This window comes from Nostoc sp. NMS2, from assembly GCF_017115105.1.
GTDB lineage: Bacteria > Cyanobacteriota > Cyanobacteriia > Cyanobacteriales > Nostocaceae > Nostoc.
This window is the reverse complement of sequence record NZ_JABXKH010000137.1, coordinates 65041-83613: the sequence shown is the minus strand read 5'-3', so window position 1 is coordinate 83613 and position 18573 is coordinate 65041. Positions and strand designations below refer to the sequence as shown.

The window sequence follows — 18573 nt, the reverse complement described above, 5'->3', positions numbered from 1 at the left end:
CACAAGCGTTCTTGAAGCTAATGCTATGTACTTCTGTTACTCAGTATTGGCTTCAGATAATTCTTTAGCCTTTTAATGGATTCTATAGATTTCTTGGTTTCCAACTATCAAGATTTTCTCGAATAGACACTAATTCGTTAAGATATTCACTCACTTTAATTCTTTGACTTTCGAGAATAGCAATAACCCCAGAAGCTTCTACTTCCCTTGTTGCCCGTTGTTTGAGTAAAGAGTCAAATTCAGCTTGAAACCTATTAATGTAGTCATTGATTTGCTTTTCGCCTTCACGAAAATCATCCGATACTTGTTTTTCAATAACACGCTGAAGCAACTGTAGGTTTCTCTGTACTTGTGAGTCAATATTTTGCTGAATTCCTTGAGAGGTCAGTCGTAAATCAATTTCATAGTAAGATACTTTTTCCTCATACGAAACATCTACTTCATACACTTTATCTGATTCACAGCAACGGCTATTCTTCCTTGATTCTTTCTTAGTTCTAGTAAATACTTCTTGCTGATGTTGAATTTTAGCATCAATACCAGAAAATTCAAAGTCAGGAAATTGAATTGGATTATTACCTATTTCTACTTGCAAATCATTTTTAATAGATTCAGATAGTTCATCAGAAATAGCCTGTATTTCTAGTTTGATTTTTTTAACTAAACCTTCACGAATTATTGTTGCCTCTCTAATTAGTCTGTCTTGAGTATCCAACCAAAAACTTTGTATGATAGGGGTGCAGTACTTATTAATAGTTTTACCGATGTTCTCAGCATCGTTTTTGTTTGTAACCTTGATTTTATAGGGATCAGAACTGGAAGATTCTTCAAGTATAGAACTGAATTTATCCCATATAAATGTGACAAGATTTTGACCTTTTTTGTCCTTTGAAACCTTTTTGAATTGATTGTCAGCCACTCTATCAATTTCTGATGCTATGCGTTTTTTTGCAGTTTCGGCAAATTTATTAATCCCTTGGCTGAATGTACTGAGTAAAATTTGCTTTTGTGCTTCTACGGACTTTTTTACGGTTGCCACCTGATTTTTCGCTAAATCAGAGTGTTTTTTATACTCTTCTATTTTTTGTAGTAGTTCCTCAAACTCTAACTGCCAGCCTCGAATATCTGTAATAAATGTCTCGTCAATAGCTTTGGCTGCTTTGTTCAATTCATCTAAAACATCACTCAATAAATTCCATCCTGAATTTTGAGTAATAGTTTGAACTACTGTTTCTTCAATTTTCGGAATACCACTATCATTTAACGATTGTGGTGCAATTTCTTCTGGTAAGGGAATGATGCGTCTTCCTCTTTCATCTCTTTCGGCATATCTAGCACTAAAAAAATCTTCAAAGTCTTTAATATGAATATCAGTTGCTTTGCCTTGTTGAATAAGCTTGGATAACAACCCTTGCCACCCACTAACTGAATAAATGATTGGTTCTGGGATACCAAATTCAACTAAATTTATTCTTAAAGATTCTATAACATCTGCAATAGGTCTATCTCTCTCAGCTTTTCTATCTACTTTATTAAGAATAAAGTAAATCTTACCTGTATTCTCTGCTAAAAATTCTTTACGCTGCTCAATTAAGTCTTTAAGCAATTCTGAGTTCGTGTTGTCCCTAAACGATGTGTAATCCAGAATAAATAATATGGCATCACAGGTTCGGAGAGCTTCTAAAGCAGTCTGCTTTAAGGAAGTTGTGTTAAACGAGACAGACTCCCACTCATTGGGGCCAGGAGTATCAACTAATGTGAAACCTGCCAGCGATGGCATTATACTAATCGCTTCAATAGGATGTTCTAATTCAAAGCGTGTAGTATTATCTTCATTCTTTTTAGCTCTAATCTCATGGGTACGCTCTAAAAATCTTTGCCGAATTTCGCTTGCTTCACCTTCTATTAAAACTATAGGTTCTCGTTTACCTGCTTGATATTCTAAAAGTCTGGGTGTTTGTCCGGCATCAATTGGACGGATATCTGTGCGACAAACTGTACAAGATTCTGATTCACTTGCTAAGACATCTGCACCAATTATGGCATTCAAGAAGGTACTCTTACCTGCTTTCATGGCTGCAATCACAGCAACCTGATATTTTTGTTCGGCTAAGGCTTTTAAAGCTTTGGCAATATTATCTTCAACGCTCTGTAATCCTTGGGTACTATCTCCTTCTGTGAATCTTCCAGCACGAAGTTCTTTCAAGTACTTTAAAAGTTGATCGCCAGTATCACGAATTCTGTTATGGGTTTCTTGAAATTCTTGTTCAGACATATTTTTAGGTTCTAATTTCATTGAAATTCCCTTCTTGTTTATATTTGGTGGATTTGGATAATCTACTGGCTTCCCAATGATTTCGCGTTGAACAGCAGCAATAAGATTGCGTGCATAATAGTCACTGGGTACACAAATTAACTCTTCATTTATTTTGCAGAGAACATTATTTGTAAGTTCTACTGCGTTGACAAATTCCTTCAAAGCCGCTTCTGTTGGATCTCTATCAATATCCCACATCAGAGAAATAAGACTATGCTGTAATCTAACTGCTAAACGCAAACAATCTTTTTCAACTTCATCTAAAGCGTGCTGGCGAGTTAAACCAAGAATCTGCTTTTTGCTTTTATCAGCTAGTTCATAGTATTTTTGCTCCAAGTTTGTATATTTATCAGCTAGTTCATTTGCAACAGTCCTATGATGTTTGGCAGCTTGTCTATCACTTTCCCCAACAGCATGAGTAGTAAAAGCACCAACAACTGCTCCAACAGCTAATCCAAGAGCGCCGAAAACAAAAGGAAGCATAAAAACTATGTAATCCTCTAAAATTTAATCCCTATTGTTCTGTGAGAATATCAGGCAGTTGAGAACTAGCAAGCAATTTACTATCTGCTGATGTTAATCCTAGAGATTTAGCAATAGCAACTGATTCACGTAACCGTTGCATAGCCCCTTCTATTCCCGGTGCAATTGGACGATTTGTAATTTCTTGATTAATTGCTTCTGATTCAGCCAAAAACTCTAGATTTTTCTGGTGTTCATAAATCAGTTCATTTTCAATTGCTTGTAATCTTTCTAATTCTTGCTGAGTTAAAGATTCATAATAGATTTTCACAGTTTGTTTATGGTCATCGAGGATTTTGAAAAACTCGTAAACCATACCCGCAGTTCCAACAACAGCTAAAACTGGTGCTGCTGCGGTTAAAGCGATCGCAATTGGTGGACAAGCTGCTGCTACTGTTGTGGTTACAAACGCTGTCACACCCCCAACTGTGCCGCCTTTTACGGTATCTTTCAATGTTTCTATAGCGGCTTCTTGTGCAGAAATTTCACCCCGAACTACCCGCAGCGCGTTGGTTAGTAACGAAAATGGTGCTGTCGTCGCTACACCAATGGCTGCCCCCAGAGGCGCTGCTTTAACACCTGCTTTAACTGCACCTGTTAGATTATCAAAATGCCATTTAGCATCTAGTCTCATTTGCTCCTGCGAAGTCATGGGTTTATCGCCACGGGCTAAATTATCTTTGGCGTTTTCCCACTTGATATTTTTAGGATCATTTGAGCCGCCTTTGCTATGCGCTTTGATATGACTAGCGTGTTTATCTGATAGATATTTTTGGGTATTAACATCAGTAGATTTGCCATCAATCCCTGCTCTTTGAGATGGAGGGATTTTATCTAACATTTCTTGGGCTTGCACTCTGGTTCTGATCGGATCACCAGATCGAATCCCACCTTTATATAATCTACGGGCTGCACTTAAGGATAAATCCTGTAATTGAGCATGTTGAACGTTAATGTTGGCAGCAGCGTTAAAAGCGGAATTACGGTCTTGTTGGTCAGACATGGGTAAACCAATCTAGTATGATGTATTACGTTTTTCTGCTTTATACCAAAGCGTGGTATCAGCTTATTTTCTTATGGTTCCCATTTTGGCATCAGATGCGAGCGCCTTTACCGGAATTGAAATCACAAACTCTGTACCTTGACCGAAAGTTGAGTTCACCTCTAGAGTTCCAGCGTGTTTCTCGACTACAATTTGACGGGCGATCGCCAATCCTACCCCCGTCCCTTGCCCCACGCCTTTGGTTGTAAACAAATGCTCAAAGATTTTTTGCTTCACCACATCCGTCATCCCAATCCCATTATCCTGAATTCGGATTACACACTGTTGCTGATTTTGAGATAATTCTGTTTTAATGGTGATTTGATTAGGATTGGCTTGAATTTGTGCAAAACTGCGCCCTTGATTGGATTCATCCAACGCATCGATCGCGTTTGCTAGCAGATTCATAAAGACCTGATTCATCTGTCCGGCAAAGCATTCTACTTGTGGCAGTGAACCATAGTCTGTAATCGCTACAATTTCTGGGCGAGATTCGTTTGCTTTGAGGCGATGCTTGAGAATCATCTGCTGTCAATGCCATCGTGGATATTGCAAGGAATGGGGCGATCGCAATCAGAACGCGAGAAGGTTCTCAAACTGGTGCTGGCGATCGCCTACTTGTTCAAAAGCCTGGAAAATTTTATCCAACTGGTCAGGCGCAATTCCTACGCCTGTATCTTCGACTTGAAATTTAATCCGGCGGGTAGATGGATTAGCATGATTCTCAATGATGGCAACCTTGAGGGTGACAGCACCTTTGTCGGTGAATTTAATCGCATTTCCCAACAAGTTGAGTAAGACCTGACGTAGCCGTTTTTCATCAGCAAAAATCCCTTCCGGCAACTGTGGCTCAGGATTGTAAACAAAGTCAATGCCTTTTTGGTCGGCACGAATGCGGCAGATTTCCGCGACACCCTGGAGGAATGAAGGAAAGTGAATTGCTTTCGGTGCAAGTTCTAGTTTACGGGCTTCAATTTTGGACAAGTCCAACACATCGTTGATCAGCGTCAGCAAATGAGAACCGCACTGGTGAATGATTTCTACCCCATGACGTTCTTTCGCTGGCAACACTTTGGAGCGATTGAGGATTTGAGCATAGCCCAAAATCCCGTTCAGGGGTGTGCGAAGTTCGTGGCTCATGTTGGCGAGGAATTCGCTCTTGGCTTGGTTTGCAGCATCAGCCGATTCTTTAGCAACTTGAAGTTCAATAGTGCGTTTTTGTACACGCTGTTCTAAGGCTTCGTTCGTATGTCTGAGTCTAGATTCTGCTTTGCGATTCTCGTTCACAACTGCCAGAAGCAGATAAGTAGTCAGGGCAATTACACAGATGAAAGATTGCAATGACCAAAAGGACTCAATTACAGAGGATCTAGCAAAGGAACTTAAGCCACGAGCCGTGCCAAAAACAGCGATCGCAGAGATAATCACTACCATTAGTGTTGATTCTGTAGCTCTAAACCGGAAGGCAGACCAGAGCAAAAGTGGAATCATCATATATTCCAAAGGGTAGCCCAGCCAAAACGCGACTCGACCAATTCCAGCCAACAGGCTCAAAACAACAACAAACTCCGTCATCCACTGCCAATTGATTCGTTCTCGCCACCAAAATCGAGTTGTCCATGCCAGAATTGCTGGGGTTACAATCAATCTGCCCGTAATGACGCTGATTGACCAAGTTGCCCAAACTGTTCCATAGAACTCCCACGGCAATTTTCCAGTCAAGCATAGGACTGCGACTGCAAAGCTGGTGGTTACAACTGGACTAGGCAAAATCAGGAGCAGAAATTTCAGAACGTTGAGCGATCGTTCAAACAAATTGCGGTAATCAATAAATTGATTGAGTAACCATGCAGTCACCAATGGTTCAACCATCCCGATTAAGGAGATGCTAATAATGGTTGGTGCATCTCGATAGAATACAAGTGAGTTTATGATTAGCTCACTTAAAAGAATAGGAATCCCGACACGATTGCCTATCAATAGAACAATTGCTAAATAGAAACCTGACGAAGGCCAAATCGCAGATGCTCCATTCTCGAAAGAAACAGATTGAGAAATAGTTGCCAGCCCATAATGAACTACGGCAATCCCAATCGTTGTAATTAGCAGATGCCGATACGGTAGGAGAAGCTGTCTAGTTGCTTGTAGAATAAAATGCACAGTGCGTGACCTCAATGAGTTTCTGGCTGAACCCGGTTTTCATTCCACATTCTTAAGTAGCGCATCAAATAATTCGTAATTCGTAATACTTCGACTTCGCTCAGTACAAGTTCGTAATTCGTAATTACGTTTTGCGACGGGGATTTAGCTTGGGTGTTCAATTCGTTCTGCCTGTAGAGCTAGGAGACTTAAACCCCCAAACTTGGTTAACCCAATGTCTGTGAAGATTTGTAGAATAAACGAGACAATTAAGAGCGATCGCAAACTTTCCTTGCGATTGACTTTCTCTTGCTCACGGGACGACATCGGCTGAGTGGGTTGATATGCCGTTACTTGGTAGAGTTGCTGGGAGGTGGTCATGAGCTTCTTAGCCGATCTTTCAGCAAGCCCTACTTAGTATGCCCATCTATTTCAGAGCGATACCAGGTGTCAAACTCATCAGAAGAATTGAAACCTGTCCAGATATTGACACCCTAGAAACAATTCGCACTTTGTTGTTGGACAAGTTTGAGAAAGTCGTCGGGTTATTGCTGGGTGTCTTAATTACGAATTATTATAAAATCTTGCTATATATTTATTTAAGTGCTTATACCGTGTCAGAACCACTTTGATTGCGGGTAAAAATATATGAAATCTGATATTTTGAAAGCGTATGTATTTTAAAATCGGCGGTATAGTGGGAGCGATCGCTATTTTATTGAGCAGTGGTGGTGCAATTGCTGAAGATGCACAAAGATATATTACTGTGGGGCATGATAAATTAGGAAACAGCGTAGCTCTGGACACAAAAACTATTAAGGGCACAACATACAAGCTTTACGGAATGTACGGAGATGGCATCTTCGAGACTACATTCGATGCATCATGTTCAGAATCGCGGCTTTTTCTGAATCGCATTGCCATTTACGGTTCAGAGGGACAGCTAATTCAAGAGGATAAGGAGAAAGGAGAAATACCTTTTGTCGCAAATTCTTCACCAGGCAAAGGGATGAAAATTGTTTGTCAAAAGATTGGGGCCCTTGGTTGGTAGGTTAAGTGGGGAATGGGGAATTGGGCATTGAAAAGAGGCAGAGGGGCAGGGGGCAGGGGGCAGGGGGCAGGGGGAAAACTCTTCTCCCTTGCTCCCTGCTCCCCATCCCCCTCATCTCCCCACTCCCCACTCCCTACTCCTTATGGACAAAACAACGTGTCACGCGTCTCTCGTCCTGTGATTGGATTAGTCCCTTTGGCAAGTTTGCACAATTTTTTTTGCTCATCGGAACGCAGCAGCGTATCGGTAAAATCTGCTCCATCAATGATTGCACCATCAAATCTGGCATTAGCGGCAAACGCACCCTCTAATAGTGCATTTGTCAAATTTGCTCTAACTAAACGAGCCGAGTCTAAAGTGGAATTTCTTAAATCAGAACTCTCTAAATTTGCAGACTCTAAATTTGCTGCAAAAAAACTGACACCGTTCAAATTAGCATGACTGAAGTTACTCTGGCGCAGATTGGCTTTGGTAAAGCTAGAGTCTGTTAAATCACGTCCTGAGAAATCAGCCTCGACCAAAATCTCTTTGTTATATTCGAGTGCCAAAGCTGTTGGAGCAAAACCGAGCGTTGCGGTGATGCCAATTATTCCCCACAAGAATAAGCTGAGTATATTTGTCCAAAAGTGATAGTCTGTCTTACGCTTCAACCCGAATTGTGTTCGGGATGAGTCGAGTTTAGAACCTGCTGTGCGTAGGCGTAGCCCGCCGCAGGCATCGCTTAACCTAGAATTCATAAAATTTATGCTATTTTTCGTTAATGGCTAACCTTCCTCCCTCTCATTATCCAGATATTGGTCATTTTGGAGAAGACCTAGTTGCCCAATGGTTGCAATCTACAGGTTGGATAATTCTGCATCGTCGCTTTTCTAGCCGTTATGGAGAAATCGATATCATCGCCCAACATCATGGAGTAACGGGGAAAGAGCAGGAAAGCACGGGAGAATACCCCACTCCCCACTCCCCATTACCCCTTATCCCCAGAGGGGGCCCCACCTTCCCCACTCCCCACTCAATGCTGATATTTGTTGAAGTCAAAACCCGCAGTTCAGGGAGTTGGGATGCAGGGGGAAGAAGCGCCATCACCCTACAAAAGCAAGCAAAAATCTCACGGACAGCTGGAATATTCCTAGCCCAGTACCCTGAGAAGGCAGATTATTCTTGCCGATTTGATGTTGCTATTGTCTACTGTCAAAGAATATCAAAAAATCAGACTGCGATTATAGCAACTCAGGAAGCTCTTGCTACTTCATCAGTAGCCGAATACAAGTTTAAGCTGCAAGAATACATTCCGGCAGCTTTCGACTCTTCAATTGATAATGGTTAATTGGTAATGGTTGAAGAATTCAAAAGGGGCTAAACCCTAGCTATCCGCTAACAGAATTCAGCAGTCATAATCAATTAGTTGGGATTTAAACCCGCCACTTAATTGTTCGCCCTTGGCGTTCCCGTAGGGTAGAACACTAAAGAAAGTATATTTTAGTGGGGGTGTTAAACCCCTTTATTCATTAGCCAGTCGGACAAAATTCATAGATTTATTCTGAATTCTGAACGGTAGTTGCTCTACTTGGGGAGACCCCAAGACCGCACTACCTCTTCCTGACTCCTGAATTCTTTCTTGATAATTTTGTACTGGCGTTACAACCAAACGGTATTACGCCAAAGTTTCTGGACAGTAGCCTAAGCCCCGAACAAACTGTTGTCGGAAAGCTTCGATTTCGTCTCTCTCTGGGCTACCATGAGAAACGATCGCTACTTGATAGCGACGCATCACGTCCACAGGGCATTGTCCCGCTTCTAAACTCCAAAGTGCCATTTGCACCCTCATTGGTGGCTCGTAGCTAATTCCTAATTCATTTAGAAAAGCGCGAAAGTCGCCATCTTCTTGCGGCGAGACTTGACCTCTGAGTTTGATCCTAACCACCCAGCCATCAATTTGATGAATTACGGTGACGAACGAAACTGGTGTCTGGGGTCTAGCATGCAGGTGTTGAACGACCCTCAGGGTTAGACTGGCGTTTGCCAGATAGTACAAGTATTCCATGTTTGTTGGTGCTTGGGATCAAAGCCAATCCTACATATCTATATTCGTCAATCAGTGCCTGTTCCCGGTAGGGTAAAAGCCCCCGTTTTTAGATGGGGAGGTTTACCCAATTTTTATGTTAACTTTTCCGTGTTACTTAATAGTAACAATCTTATAGCCTAGCGACAAAATTGAGTAAAGATGCCTTAAAGTTCCAATATAAGGGAAAGCGCAAACCAGCTTTTTGTAAGAGAGTATAAATACTAAATAAAGCAAAAACTAGTACTAGCCAAGTTGAAAGATACATCTAGCCCCAAAGAAAAAGATTTTGAATTAGATTGCTCGGTAGCAGGCTATGACTACAAATTACCTCCAGAACTCATTGCCCAAAACCCAGCAGTTCCTAGAGATAGTTCCCGGTTACTGGTAGTTGATTCTCCGATTACAGGCACTAAAACAGAACCATGTCACCATATTTTCCATGATTTGCCTGCATTACTACGCTCTGGTGATTTGTTGGTCATGAACAATACAAAAGTTATTCCAGCGCGGCTTTATGGTCATAAATCCACTGGTGCTAAAATCCAGGTGTTGCTGTTGGAAGAACGGCAGTATAACTGTTGGTTAGCTTTAGTTAAGCCAGGAAAAAGCTTCAAACAGGGAATGAAGATTATTTTTGAAGCGAAGGGAGCAGAGGGAGATAAGGGAGCAGGGGGAAATGAGGGAGTAAATTCTTCCTCATCCCCCTCATCCCCTCATCCCCTCACAGCTACAGTTTTAGAAACAGACACAGCAACCGGGGGACGTTTGTTGCAATTTGATGTGCCAGAGGGAAAGCCTTTGGTGCAACTTTTAGAGGTATTTGGTGAAGTACCGCTACCACCGTACATTACTGCCTCTTCAGCTGCTGATGAGCAATATCAGACAGTTTATGCCGAACAGCCAGGAGCGATCGCAGCACCGACGGCAGGATTACACTTTACCCCAGAATTATTACAAAAGCTGCGCGATCGCAATATCAATCAAGCTTTTGTAACGCTACACGTTGGTGTCGGCACTTTTCGCCCTGTGGAAGTGGAAGACGTAACTACCCACCAGATGCATGAAGAATGGATTGAAGTTCCCGCCGCCACAGTAGAGCAAATCCGCACCACCAAAGCTGCTGGCGGTCGAATTATTGCTGTGGGAACAACGGCAGTACGAGCTTTAGAAGGGGCGGCTAAATCTGGGAATTTACAACCATTTTGCGGTAAAACAGACTTGTTTATTTATCCTGGCTACCAATGGCGGGTGGTGGATGGTTTAATTACCAATTTTCATCTACCGCGTTCCAGTTTGCTGATGTTGGTAAGTGCGCTAATTGGCAGACAGAGGTTATTGAATATATACTCTGAAGCGATCGCTTCAGGGTATCGTTTCTATTCCTTTGGTGATGCTATGCTAATTTTGCCGGAAGCTGTGGGAGTGGGGAGTAATGCAATTTGAGATTTGAGATTTTTCCTTCAATCGAAAATTAAAAATCGTTCGACTGAGTGACTTGTACTGAGCGAAGTCGAAGTAAGCCGAAGTCCAAAATCCAAAATTGGCAGAGTTAAAAGTTGAGAATTTGGAATTTTTTCTTTCGTGATGGGTACTCTGACTTATGAGGAGTTAAAAAATAAGTACGGGTCTGTGATTTATGTCTGAAAAATATCTATTTTCTCATTGTTTAAATTTATTTTGTCAGATGACACTCGGTGTCTGTTCTGCGTTTTTGGTCTTAGCTGCACCAACAATTACTAATTTTCCAGAAAGTAAGCTGCTAGCAGAAACCGCAATTTCTCAGAATCTTGAAGCAGCTAGCTTTTTCCAGCAGGGAGTCACCCGCTATAACCGCAAAGACTTACAGGGTGCGGAATATGCCTTTCGTCAAGCATTGCAGCGAGATCCTAGTCTTGGGGCTGCGCTAAATTATCTAGGTAATATATTCATGGAGCAAAATCGCCTAGATGTAGCTTTACAAGAATATACAGAGGCGATTAGGATTAATCCTAATTTTAGTGAAGCTTATTACAACTTAGGGTTAGTGTTGCATCGGCAAGGAGAAAAAGATGCAGCGATTACGGCTTATCGTCAAAGCCTTGTGATAGAGCCGACAAGGGTAGCAGCGCTGTATAATCTGGGTTTGGTGCTGTATGAACAAGGACAGCTTGAGGATGCGATCGCAACATACCAGCAAGCAATTAATTTGGATAGCAGCAATGCCAACGCTTATTTTAACTTAGCGATCGCCTTGCAACAACATGGTCAAACAGAACAAGCGATCGCAACTTATCGTCAAGCCTTGCAGCTAGATCCTCAAAATGCCACAGCCTATAACAACATGGCAAATTTGCTAGCAATTCAAGGCCAAGCTTCTGAGGCTATTTCTGTTTATCGGCAAGCTATTCGCCTAAATCCTAAAAACCCTTCAGCTTACTATAATTTGGGAGTCACTTTATATAATCAAGGCGATATCAAGAAAGCTAATGGAGTCTTGAAACGTGCCCATACCGAGTATCGTGAGCAAGGGAACATTGAGCAAGCGGAAAAAATTGAACAGCTAATGCAGCAAATTGCCCAGAAAAGTGGGCAACAACAGCCTCAAGCCATTCAAACAGCTACTCCCTCTCAGACTCCAGACAAAACAAGTAATGTAGTACAAACACCTGAGCCACAAACGCCAAATCAACTAGAAAACCCTGTCTTAGTTGAACCACAATCTACTTCAACGAGTCCCGGAAATTGAAAAAGAGGCAAGGGAGCAAGAAGCAAAGGGGGGATGAGGGGGATAAGGAAGAGGCAGAGGAGAAAGCATGTAATTTTGTATTCTCTCCCTTGCCCCCAGCTAAGAGCTCCCCTGCTTCTTCTCCATGCCCCCTGCCCCTGCCTCTTCGTTGAAAGAAAAATCTAAAATCCAAAATCTAAAATCTAAAATTGAATGGCTTTTAAATTTTTTAAATCGGCAAACGATTGATATCTTTATTGCAGCCAATAACTACCATTGCAGAACCACGTTCTAAACGCTTGGTAGGGTCAGGATTAATTTGAAATCTACCATCCTGGCTCACCGCTAGCAAATTTAAACCATAGCGGTTACGAAGTTGAAGCTCGGTGATTGTTCTGCCGTGAAATTCATCAGGCACAATCAACTCTACAATACTGTTATCCGGGTCTAGATCAAATCGATCTAAGATTGCTGGTTTAGTAAGTGTACGCGCTAGGGCGCAACCTGCTTCATACTCAGGAAAAACAACATGATCTGCTCCTACTCGCCGCAATAGTTTACGATGAACTTCACTAGAAGCTTTGGCGATTACATGAGGTACACCAGCCTCTTTAACATTTAGGGTGGTTATAATGCTTTCTTGAACGTAGTTGCCAATTGCTACAATTACAGTATCAAATTCAAAAATCCCAGCTTCTTTTAGTGCAGCTGGTTCTGTAGAATCTAATTGCAAAGCATGACCAACTATTCCCTCAGTTAATGCTTCGGAAACTCGTTTTTCATCAATATCTGTTGCCAGCACCTGATAACCGAAATTATGAAGTGTAGAACAGACGGATCTACCAAAACGACCTAATCCAACTACAGCAAATTGTTGGTTATCTTTACGTAAACTGCGAAAAAAACTTAATGATGACAGATTCACCCTTTTTATCCTTATAATTGCTCCCTGTATTTAGGGCAAAAAACGGTTATGCCGCTTGAATTAAAAATCTTATTTTTTGCCTTTCAATGTATATTTTATCAGTTTAGTCATTTGTCATTTGTCATTAGTTATTCTCCCCCTGCCTCCCCTGCCTCCCCTGCCTCCCCCACTCCCTAACTATCCCACGAGGAGATTTTCTTCAGGATAGTGAATTCTGGTAGGACGTGGATCTCCTAGTACTGCGGACATCAGTAGTAAAACACCTACTCGTCCAACGTACATCGTGACAATTAAAATGAGCTTTGCTGTTATAGAGATACTTCCTGTAATACCTGTAGAAAGACCCACGGTGGCAAAGGCTGATACCACTTCAAACAAAATTTGAATAAAATCTAACTTTGGATCTGTGAGGCTGATTAAAATCGTAGCTAAAATCACGGTTGCTACTGAAGCCACCAACACACCCACGGCTTTCAAAATTAAAGATATTGCTATCTTGCGATCGTACAATAAAACTTCTTCCTTCCCCTGGAGAATCGCTTTGGTGCAACTGGTCAAAACTCGGAGAGTTGTTGTTTTCATCCCTCCTCCCGTACCACCTGGACTTGCACCAATAAACATTAGTGCAATCGTAATAAATAGACCGGCAGTGGTCATTTTGCCAATATCGATGGTATTAAAACCAGCAGTTCTAGGAGTAACTGATTGAAACCAAGCTACTAATATCTGGTCACGAAAATTTAGAGAGCCAAATGTTTCCGGGTTTCTGATCTCTATACAAAAAAAGGCAATTAGCCCTATTACTAACAATATAATAGTTGTACTGGTTGCAACTTTAAAATCTAGAGAAAATATTTGGTTATGAGTTCTTTTGAAAAGTCGATGTCTATCGAAAAGTCGCTTTGTGCCTCCGCGCAACCAAAGGTACATTTCCAAAATTACCTGATAGCCAATTCCCCCAAAGATAATTAACGTTGTGATGGTAAAAACTACTAAGAAAGAGGACTGATAACCAATTAAATTATCTTTAAATAAACTAAAACCAGCATTATTCCAAGCATTGATACTATGAAAGATGGCTAACCAAAGCCCTTTACTCCATCCATAATCAGGAACAAAAGCTGGTAGAAGTAAGAATGTGCCTGTAATTTCAAAAATTAAAGTTGTGGCAATAATTGAACGGATCACTTGGGTACTACCACTCATTCCCGGTCGATCTAAAGCTTGTTGAATTGCTATTTTTTGTCGCATATCAAACTTACGGCCAATGAGCAAAATCAGAAATGTGGTAGTTGTCATGTAGCCCAATCCACCAATCTGAGCTAATAGTGCAATAAACAATTGACCCCAAAAGGAAAAATAGATACCAGGATCAACTACTGATAAACCTGTGACGCAAACTGCGGATGTCGAGGTGAATAGTGCCACAATCAGGTTATTCCATGCAGTACCATTGCTAGTTGAAAAAGGCATCATCAACAGGATAGTACCTACAGCAATTACAGCCAAAAATCCCAAACAAATTGTACGAGCAACAGTCATAATTAATTCGTAGTTCGTAATTCGTAATTCGTAATTAGGAAAGTTAGATTTTATCTGGGTTTCTAACTCTTGTATATGTATGCTTTTTGAGAGAATTGGTATAAATTTCAGTAAGAATAGTTTATTAAGGTAAAACTGAGAAATTTTTCCAAGGATTATACATCATGGTTGGTCTTCCATAGAAACAAAAATACCTTTATTCAACGGATTGCGGAAGTCCCCACCTTCTGGTGCGTCCGATGACGCGAACAATGTACGGTCTTGGGAACCAGGACTTCTGCCCTTGGAGGGGATGTTAGACCAATAGAACTACGGAGTCCTGGAGGCTATTCCCGATGTGGGAAGTCCCGTCCGTCTACACGGCGGGATAGTTCACTTAAAAACATACATGGTAGTCTACCAGTATGTTTTTTTTTGAATTCTACTTCGTCTCAATACTACTTTTTTCATGAGTGCAACACTTTACCAGCAAATTCAGCAATTTTACGATGCTTCGTCTAGTCTGTGGGAACAGATTTGGGGCGAACACATGCACCACGGCTATTACGGCGCTGATGGTACCCAGACAAAAGACCGCCGTCAGGCTCAAATTGATTTAATTGAAGAATTGCTTAATTGGGCAGGGGTACAAGCAGCAGAAAATATCCTAGATGTGGGTTGTGGAATTGGCGGTAGTTCTTTATACCTTGCACAAAAGTTTAATGCTAAGGCTACAGGGATTACATTAAGTCCTGTACAAGCCGCAAGAGCAACGGAACGCGCTTTGGAAGCTAATTTGAGTCTGAGAACACAGTTTCAAGTCGCCAATGCTCAAGCAATGCCCTTTGCTGACGATTCTTTTGACTTGGTTTGGTCGCTGGAAAGCGGTGAACACATGCCAGATAAAACCAAGTTTCTTCAGGAGTGCTATCGAGTATTGAAGCCTGGTGGCAAGTTAATTATGGTGACATGGTGTCATCGACCAACTGATGAGTCTCCACTAACGGCAGATGAGGAAAAGCATTTGCAGGATATTTATCGAGTATATTGTTTGCCTTATGTGATTTCTTTGCCAGAGTATGAAGCGATCGCACATCAACTACCATTACATAATATCCGCACTGCTGATTGGTCAACTGCTGTCGCCCCCTTTTGGAATGTGGTAATTGATTCTGCATTCACTCCCCAAGCGCTTTGGGGCTTACTAAATGCTGGTTGGACTACTATTCAAGGGGCATTATCACTGGGATTAATGCGTCGCGGTTATGAGCGTGGGTTAATTCGGTTTGGCTTATTGTGCGGCAATAAGTAGAATTCCACTTCAGCAAAAAGATGTAATCTAGGAGCATTAAAGTAGATGTTCCTAGTGATGCATCATGATACTTAATAGGAGATTTGGAGCGATCGCAGCAAGTATGATGAGAGAGTTTAGCGATCGCAAAGCTTGTAAATTCTAATGCAGATATCGGGGAAACCTTATAAAATTAAGTTTCTTATTGTTAAATTTCAGCAAATGCCACTCGAACTGCAAAACCTCACAGGCGGTTACACCACAGCCCCAATTGTTCAAGACATTAACCTCACTCTGCAAACAGGAGAATGGTTGAGTTTAGTTGGTGCTAATGGCTCAGGTAAATCTACTTTACTAAAATTGCTGAGTCGTATTCTCTCCCCACAGCAGGGAACAGTTCTACTTGATGGCAAAGCAATTCACTCTCAACCCCCAAATCTAGTTGCCCAGAAACTCGCATTATTACCGCAACAACAAACCGTTCCCGTGGGCTTAACAGTGCGACAATTAGTAAGTTTAGGACGCACACCACATCAATCTTGGTGGCAATGGGAATTAAATACCCAAGATTGGGTTAAAGTAGAAGCTGCAATTAAAAAGACGCAACTAGAAAAATTGAGCGATCGTTTAATTGAAGAACTTTCCGGTGGTGAAAGGCAACGCGCTTTTTTGGCTTTAGCACTGGCACAAGAACCAAAAGTTTTACTATTAGATGAACCTACAACTTTTTTAGATATCAACTATCAATTACAACTATTAGAACTACTGAAAAATCTGAATCAACAGCAAAAATTAACTATTGTTACGGTTCTACACGAACTGAATCTAGCGGCACGATATAGTTCTCGCATTGCTTTATTAAAACAAGGTCATCTTTGGGAAGTTGGCAAACCTGAAGAAGTTCTGACACCAAGTGCGATCGCCCAAGTATTTGGTGTAGAATCTGTGATTATTCACACACCTGTGGGTTTACAAGTTTGTGCAATTTCTGCTGTATCATGATGGCTCAATTACTTGTCTGACCAGCGTTTGCGCTTTTAGATCCCGAAAGCTGCGCCAGCAAAAACATTCATCTAAACACTTGGATAGCCCATTCTGTAAAAGGATGGGCTATCCAAGTAGGAAATATCGAGAGGACTGAACACTCATCCTAAGACTTGGTTTCTTGCGTCTGCGCGTCGATAATTACACTCCAGTCATCATTTGTCACAGCAGCTTCAAGTTGACGCTGACGTTCGGCTATACTCGCATCTATTGTTTCTAACTCTTTAGAGAGGGTTGTGTCAGCCATTGCTTTCCGCAGTTTTAGCTTTTTCTCCTCGTAGGCTTGACGTTCCGTCTCAGACATTACCGCCTTCGCAGCATCGCCTACTGTGCTAGCCCACATTTCGCTTTTGGAAGCATTTCCAGGTGGTGTGGTTTCGAGTTCTGCTATCCACGCATCTCGCAAATCTTCCATTTCTTGACGCTTGGGGAACTTGAATGCTTGCACGCGCACAAAAGCACACTTTTGCCCACCATTTTGGGTGACATGGCTGTTTAGGGAAAGTAATACATTCCGGGAATAGCCGATGTACTGTGTGCGGCGTTCTGCATCTAATACTGCGTAAACACCTGCAATTTTAGCGTTCTGAGCAGATGTACTCCAAGCCTCAAGGTCAATGATTTGAGTACCATCGTTTGCCAGTTCAGGAGTTATACTCACCTCAATGGCGCTGTGTTCGTCGTCAGAACTATACAAAAATTCATGTAGTCCACGGTGGTTTATGGGGACATTTTGATGTTCAATTGGCGGGTTATGCTGAGTTTCCATCGTCGTTTATCTCTGAGTTATTAATTAGCGCTACGCAAATATATGCCTTTAGAATATTGAAGCTTAAATCTACTCACATCCCCAAATTCTTGCTGACAAAGCGAAAACAACTATTAGACCTTATATGAATCAATTGACACCTAAAAATTGGATATTCATCAAACAGCGCCTTACCCCTTATCTATTTTTACTACCCGCCTTGGTTCTTTTGGGGTTAACTGTCTTTTTGCCTGCACTGCAAGCATTTTACCTCAGCTTTACTAGCTATGAAGATATCGCCCAGCCGCCACAATGGATAGGTTTCGCCAACTTTCTTAAACTTTGGAAAGATGCAGTTTTTTGGAAAACCTTAGAAAACACTTTTTTATATCTTGTAGGTGTAGTCCCAATTTTAGTAATTGCTCCCTTATTGCTGGCAATTTTGGTAAATCAGAAACTGCGGGGGATGAATTGGTTTAGAGCAGCCTACTACACCCCAGTGGTAATTTCAATGGTGGTTGCAGGAATAGCTTGGAAATGGCTGTATGCAGAAAACGGATTACTGAATCAGCTACTAAAAGCTTTGGGGCTTTTTCCAGAAGGGATTCCTTGGCTAACTAGCCCAGCGAAAATTTTTGGAATTATACCAATTTCTCTTGCCAGCGTCATGGCTGTCACCGTGTGGAAGGGACTAGGCTACTACATGGTGATTTATTTAGCGGGGTTGCAATCAATTCCTGCGGATGTGTATGAAGCTGCTGCGATCGATGGTTCTGATGGTATCAGCAAACATTGGGATATTACCATACCTTTGATGAAGCCATATTTAGCATTAGTAGCGGTGATTTCGGCTATTTCTGCCACCAAAGTTTTTGAAGAAGTATACATTATGACCCAAGGGGGGCCACTCAGTAGCTCAAAAACGATTGTTTATTACCTATATGAGCAAGCTTTTGGTAACTTGGCAATTAGCTATGCTTGCACAATTGGTTTAGTGCTATTTTTGATAATTTTAGGGTTATCAATTTTGCGATTAGTTATCAATCAAGAGGGGGGAGATAATATCACAATCTGATATTTACTTAATTTCAGAAATATTGAAAGCTGATACAAAAATTTACATTCTTAGTTATTTTAGTGGGGGTCTTAAACCCCTTGATTCATCCGCTTTTTCGTTCAAAATTCATTCTGTTCGCGGATGTCG

Annotated in this window: 17 protein-coding genes and 1 pseudogene; 8 read left to right on the top strand and 10 right to left on the bottom strand. The window is 41.5% G+C overall.

What is annotated here, in order from left to right; all coding sequences use genetic code 11:
- Nucleotides 1-82 precede the first annotated feature (82 nt).
- The 5 genes and pseudogenes from HWQ36_RS24860 to HWQ36_RS24840 all read right to left on the bottom strand — a co-directional run bounded on the left by HWQ36_RS24860 (nucleotide 83) and on the right by HWQ36_RS24840 (nucleotide 6401).
- Nucleotides 83-2800, bottom strand: a complete 2718-nt coding sequence (locus tag HWQ36_RS24860) for a dynamin family protein (protein ID WP_292707663.1) — start codon at nucleotides 2798-2800, stop codon at nucleotides 83-85.
- 31 nt (nucleotides 2801-2831) lie between these two features.
- A complete protein-coding gene (locus HWQ36_RS24855; RefSeq protein ID WP_292707661.1) occupies nucleotides 2832-3842 on the bottom strand; it encodes a hypothetical protein in 1011 nt (336 codons plus the stop codon).
- A 63-nt stretch (nucleotides 3843-3905) separates the two neighbouring features.
- Nucleotides 3906-4486 (bottom strand): annotated as a pseudogene (locus tag HWQ36_RS24850) (ATP-binding protein); the annotation flags it as partial.
- On the bottom strand, nucleotides 4455-6041 hold the full coding sequence (locus HWQ36_RS24845) for an MASE1 domain-containing protein (RefSeq protein ID WP_292707658.1): 1587 nt from the start codon (nucleotides 6039-6041) through the stop codon (nucleotides 4455-4457). The gene HWQ36_RS24845 and the pseudogene HWQ36_RS24850, both read right to left, overlap by 32 nt.
- A 144-nt stretch (nucleotides 6042-6185) precedes the next feature.
- Nucleotides 6186-6401, bottom strand: coding sequence for a hypothetical protein (locus tag HWQ36_RS24840; protein WP_292707655.1), 216 nt, complete (start codon nucleotides 6399-6401; stop codon nucleotides 6186-6188).
- A 38-nt stretch (nucleotides 6402-6439) separates the two neighbouring features.
- On the opposite strand from HWQ36_RS24840, the gene HWQ36_RS24835 reads away from it, so the two are divergent.
- Together HWQ36_RS24835 and HWQ36_RS24830 are read left to right on the top strand one after the other, a co-directional pair.
- Nucleotides 6440-6652, top strand: a complete 213-nt coding sequence (locus tag HWQ36_RS24835) for a hypothetical protein (protein ID WP_292707652.1) — start codon at nucleotides 6440-6442, stop codon at nucleotides 6650-6652.
- 41 nt (nucleotides 6653-6693) lie between these two features.
- Nucleotides 6694-7071: a hypothetical protein gene (locus HWQ36_RS24830; protein ID WP_292707649.1), complete on the top strand. Its 378-nt coding sequence runs from the start codon at nucleotides 6694-6696 to the stop codon at nucleotides 7069-7071.
- 140 nt (nucleotides 7072-7211) lie between these two features.
- On the opposite strand, the gene HWQ36_RS24825 is transcribed toward HWQ36_RS24830, so the two are convergent.
- Entirely contained in the window at nucleotides 7212-7808 is a 597-nt protein-coding gene (locus HWQ36_RS24825; RefSeq protein WP_292707646.1) for a pentapeptide repeat-containing protein, read from the bottom strand.
- Nucleotides 7809-7831: 23 nt separating this feature from the next.
- Here HWQ36_RS24825 and HWQ36_RS24820 point away from each other — a divergent pair, with 23 nt between their 5' ends.
- Entirely contained in the window at nucleotides 7832-8398 is a 567-nt protein-coding gene (locus HWQ36_RS24820; RefSeq protein ID WP_292707643.1) for a YraN family protein, read from the top strand.
- 327 nt (nucleotides 8399-8725) lie between these two features.
- On the opposite strand, the gene HWQ36_RS24815 is transcribed toward HWQ36_RS24820, so the two are convergent.
- Entirely contained in the window at nucleotides 8726-9115 is a 390-nt protein-coding gene (locus tag HWQ36_RS24815; RefSeq protein WP_069068139.1) for a hypothetical protein, read from the bottom strand.
- Between the two features lie 246 nt (nucleotides 9116-9361).
- Between HWQ36_RS24815 and queA the strand changes: the two genes are divergently transcribed.
- Both queA and HWQ36_RS24805 read left to right on the top strand, forming a co-directional pair.
- On the top strand, nucleotides 9362-10579 hold the full coding sequence (queA, locus tag HWQ36_RS24810; RefSeq protein WP_292707749.1) for a tRNA preQ1(34) S-adenosylmethionine ribosyltransferase-isomerase QueA: 1218 nt from the start codon (nucleotides 9362-9364) through the stop codon (nucleotides 10577-10579).
- 241 nt (nucleotides 10580-10820) lie between these two features.
- The gene (locus tag HWQ36_RS24805; protein ID WP_292707746.1) at nucleotides 10821-11861 is read left to right on the top strand and encodes a tetratricopeptide repeat protein; all 1041 of its coding nucleotides are present in this window, start codon (nucleotides 10821-10823) and stop codon (nucleotides 11859-11861) included.
- Nucleotides 11862-12069: 208 nt separating this feature from the next.
- On the opposite strand, the gene HWQ36_RS24800 is transcribed toward HWQ36_RS24805, so the two are convergent.
- Nucleotides 12070-12765: a TrkA family potassium uptake protein gene (locus HWQ36_RS24800; RefSeq protein ID WP_292707634.1), complete on the bottom strand. Its 696-nt coding sequence runs from the start codon at nucleotides 12763-12765 to the stop codon at nucleotides 12070-12072.
- A 177-nt stretch (nucleotides 12766-12942) separates the two neighbouring features.
- A complete protein-coding gene (locus tag HWQ36_RS24795) occupies nucleotides 12943-14307 on the bottom strand; it encodes a TrkH family potassium uptake protein (protein WP_292707632.1) in 1365 nt (454 codons plus the stop codon).
- 448 nt (nucleotides 14308-14755) lie between these two features.
- Here HWQ36_RS24795 and HWQ36_RS24790 point away from each other — a divergent pair, with 448 nt between their 5' ends.
- On the top strand, nucleotides 14756-15598 hold the full coding sequence (locus HWQ36_RS24790) for a methyltransferase domain-containing protein (RefSeq protein ID WP_292707630.1): 843 nt from the start codon (nucleotides 14756-14758) through the stop codon (nucleotides 15596-15598).
- A 201-nt stretch (nucleotides 15599-15799) separates the two neighbouring features.
- Nucleotides 15800-16579 (top strand): ABC transporter ATP-binding protein, encoded by a 780-nt coding sequence (locus HWQ36_RS24785; RefSeq protein WP_292707627.1) that lies wholly within the window; start codon nucleotides 15800-15802, stop codon nucleotides 16577-16579.
- Between the two features lie 148 nt (nucleotides 16580-16727).
- Here the strand turns inward: HWQ36_RS24785 and HWQ36_RS24780 are convergent, their stop codons facing one another.
- Nucleotides 16728-17390, bottom strand: a complete 663-nt coding sequence (locus HWQ36_RS24780) for a GIY-YIG nuclease family protein (RefSeq protein ID WP_292707624.1) — start codon at nucleotides 17388-17390, stop codon at nucleotides 16728-16730.
- Nucleotides 17391-17514: 124 nt separating this feature from the next.
- Between HWQ36_RS24780 and HWQ36_RS24775 the strand changes: the two genes are divergently transcribed.
- Nucleotides 17515-18444, top strand: a complete 930-nt coding sequence (locus HWQ36_RS24775; protein ID WP_292707621.1) for a sugar ABC transporter permease — start codon at nucleotides 17515-17517, stop codon at nucleotides 18442-18444.
- Nucleotides 18445-18573 lie beyond the last annotated feature (129 nt).

Excerpts from the sequence above, each read along its gene's own strand:
- HWQ36_RS24830 (WP_292707649.1), top strand. The coding sequence starts at position 6,694 with ATGTATTTTAAAATCGGCGGTATAGTGGGAGCGATCGCTATTTTATTG.
- HWQ36_RS24790 (WP_292707630.1), top strand. The coding sequence starts at position 14,756 with ATGAGTGCAACACTTTACCAGCAAATTCAGCAATTTTACGATGCTTCG.
- HWQ36_RS24820 (WP_292707643.1), top strand. The coding sequence starts at position 7,832 with ATGGCTAACCTTCCTCCCTCTCATTATCCAGATATTGGTCATTTTGGA.
- HWQ36_RS24825 (WP_292707646.1), bottom strand. The coding sequence starts at position 7,808 with ATGAATTCTAGGTTAAGCGATGCCTGCGGCGGGCTACGCCTACGCACA.
- HWQ36_RS24860 (WP_292707663.1), bottom strand. The coding sequence starts at position 2,800 with ATGCTTCCTTTTGTTTTCGGCGCTCTTGGATTAGCTGTTGGAGCAGTT.
- HWQ36_RS24805 (WP_292707746.1), top strand. The coding sequence starts at position 10,821 with ATGACACTCGGTGTCTGTTCTGCGTTTTTGGTCTTAGCTGCACCAACA.
- HWQ36_RS24835 (WP_292707652.1), top strand. The coding sequence starts at position 6,440 with ATGCCCATCTATTTCAGAGCGATACCAGGTGTCAAACTCATCAGAAGA.
- HWQ36_RS24795 (WP_292707632.1), bottom strand. The coding sequence starts at position 14,307 with ATGACTGTTGCTCGTACAATTTGTTTGGGATTTTTGGCTGTAATTGCT.
- HWQ36_RS24785 (WP_292707627.1), top strand. The coding sequence starts at position 15,800 with ATGCCACTCGAACTGCAAAACCTCACAGGCGGTTACACCACAGCCCCA.
- HWQ36_RS24840 (WP_292707655.1), bottom strand. The coding sequence starts at position 6,401 with ATGACCACCTCCCAGCAACTCTACCAAGTAACGGCATATCAACCCACT.
- HWQ36_RS24780 (WP_292707624.1), bottom strand. The coding sequence starts at position 17,390 with ATGGAAACTCAGCATAACCCGCCAATTGAACATCAAAATGTCCCCATA.
- HWQ36_RS24815 (WP_069068139.1), bottom strand. The coding sequence starts at position 9,115 with ATGGAATACTTGTACTATCTGGCAAACGCCAGTCTAACCCTGAGGGTC.
- HWQ36_RS24775 (WP_292707621.1), top strand. The coding sequence starts at position 17,515 with ATGAATCAATTGACACCTAAAAATTGGATATTCATCAAACAGCGCCTT.
- HWQ36_RS24855 (WP_292707661.1), bottom strand. The coding sequence starts at position 3,842 with ATGTCTGACCAACAAGACCGTAATTCCGCTTTTAACGCTGCTGCCAAC.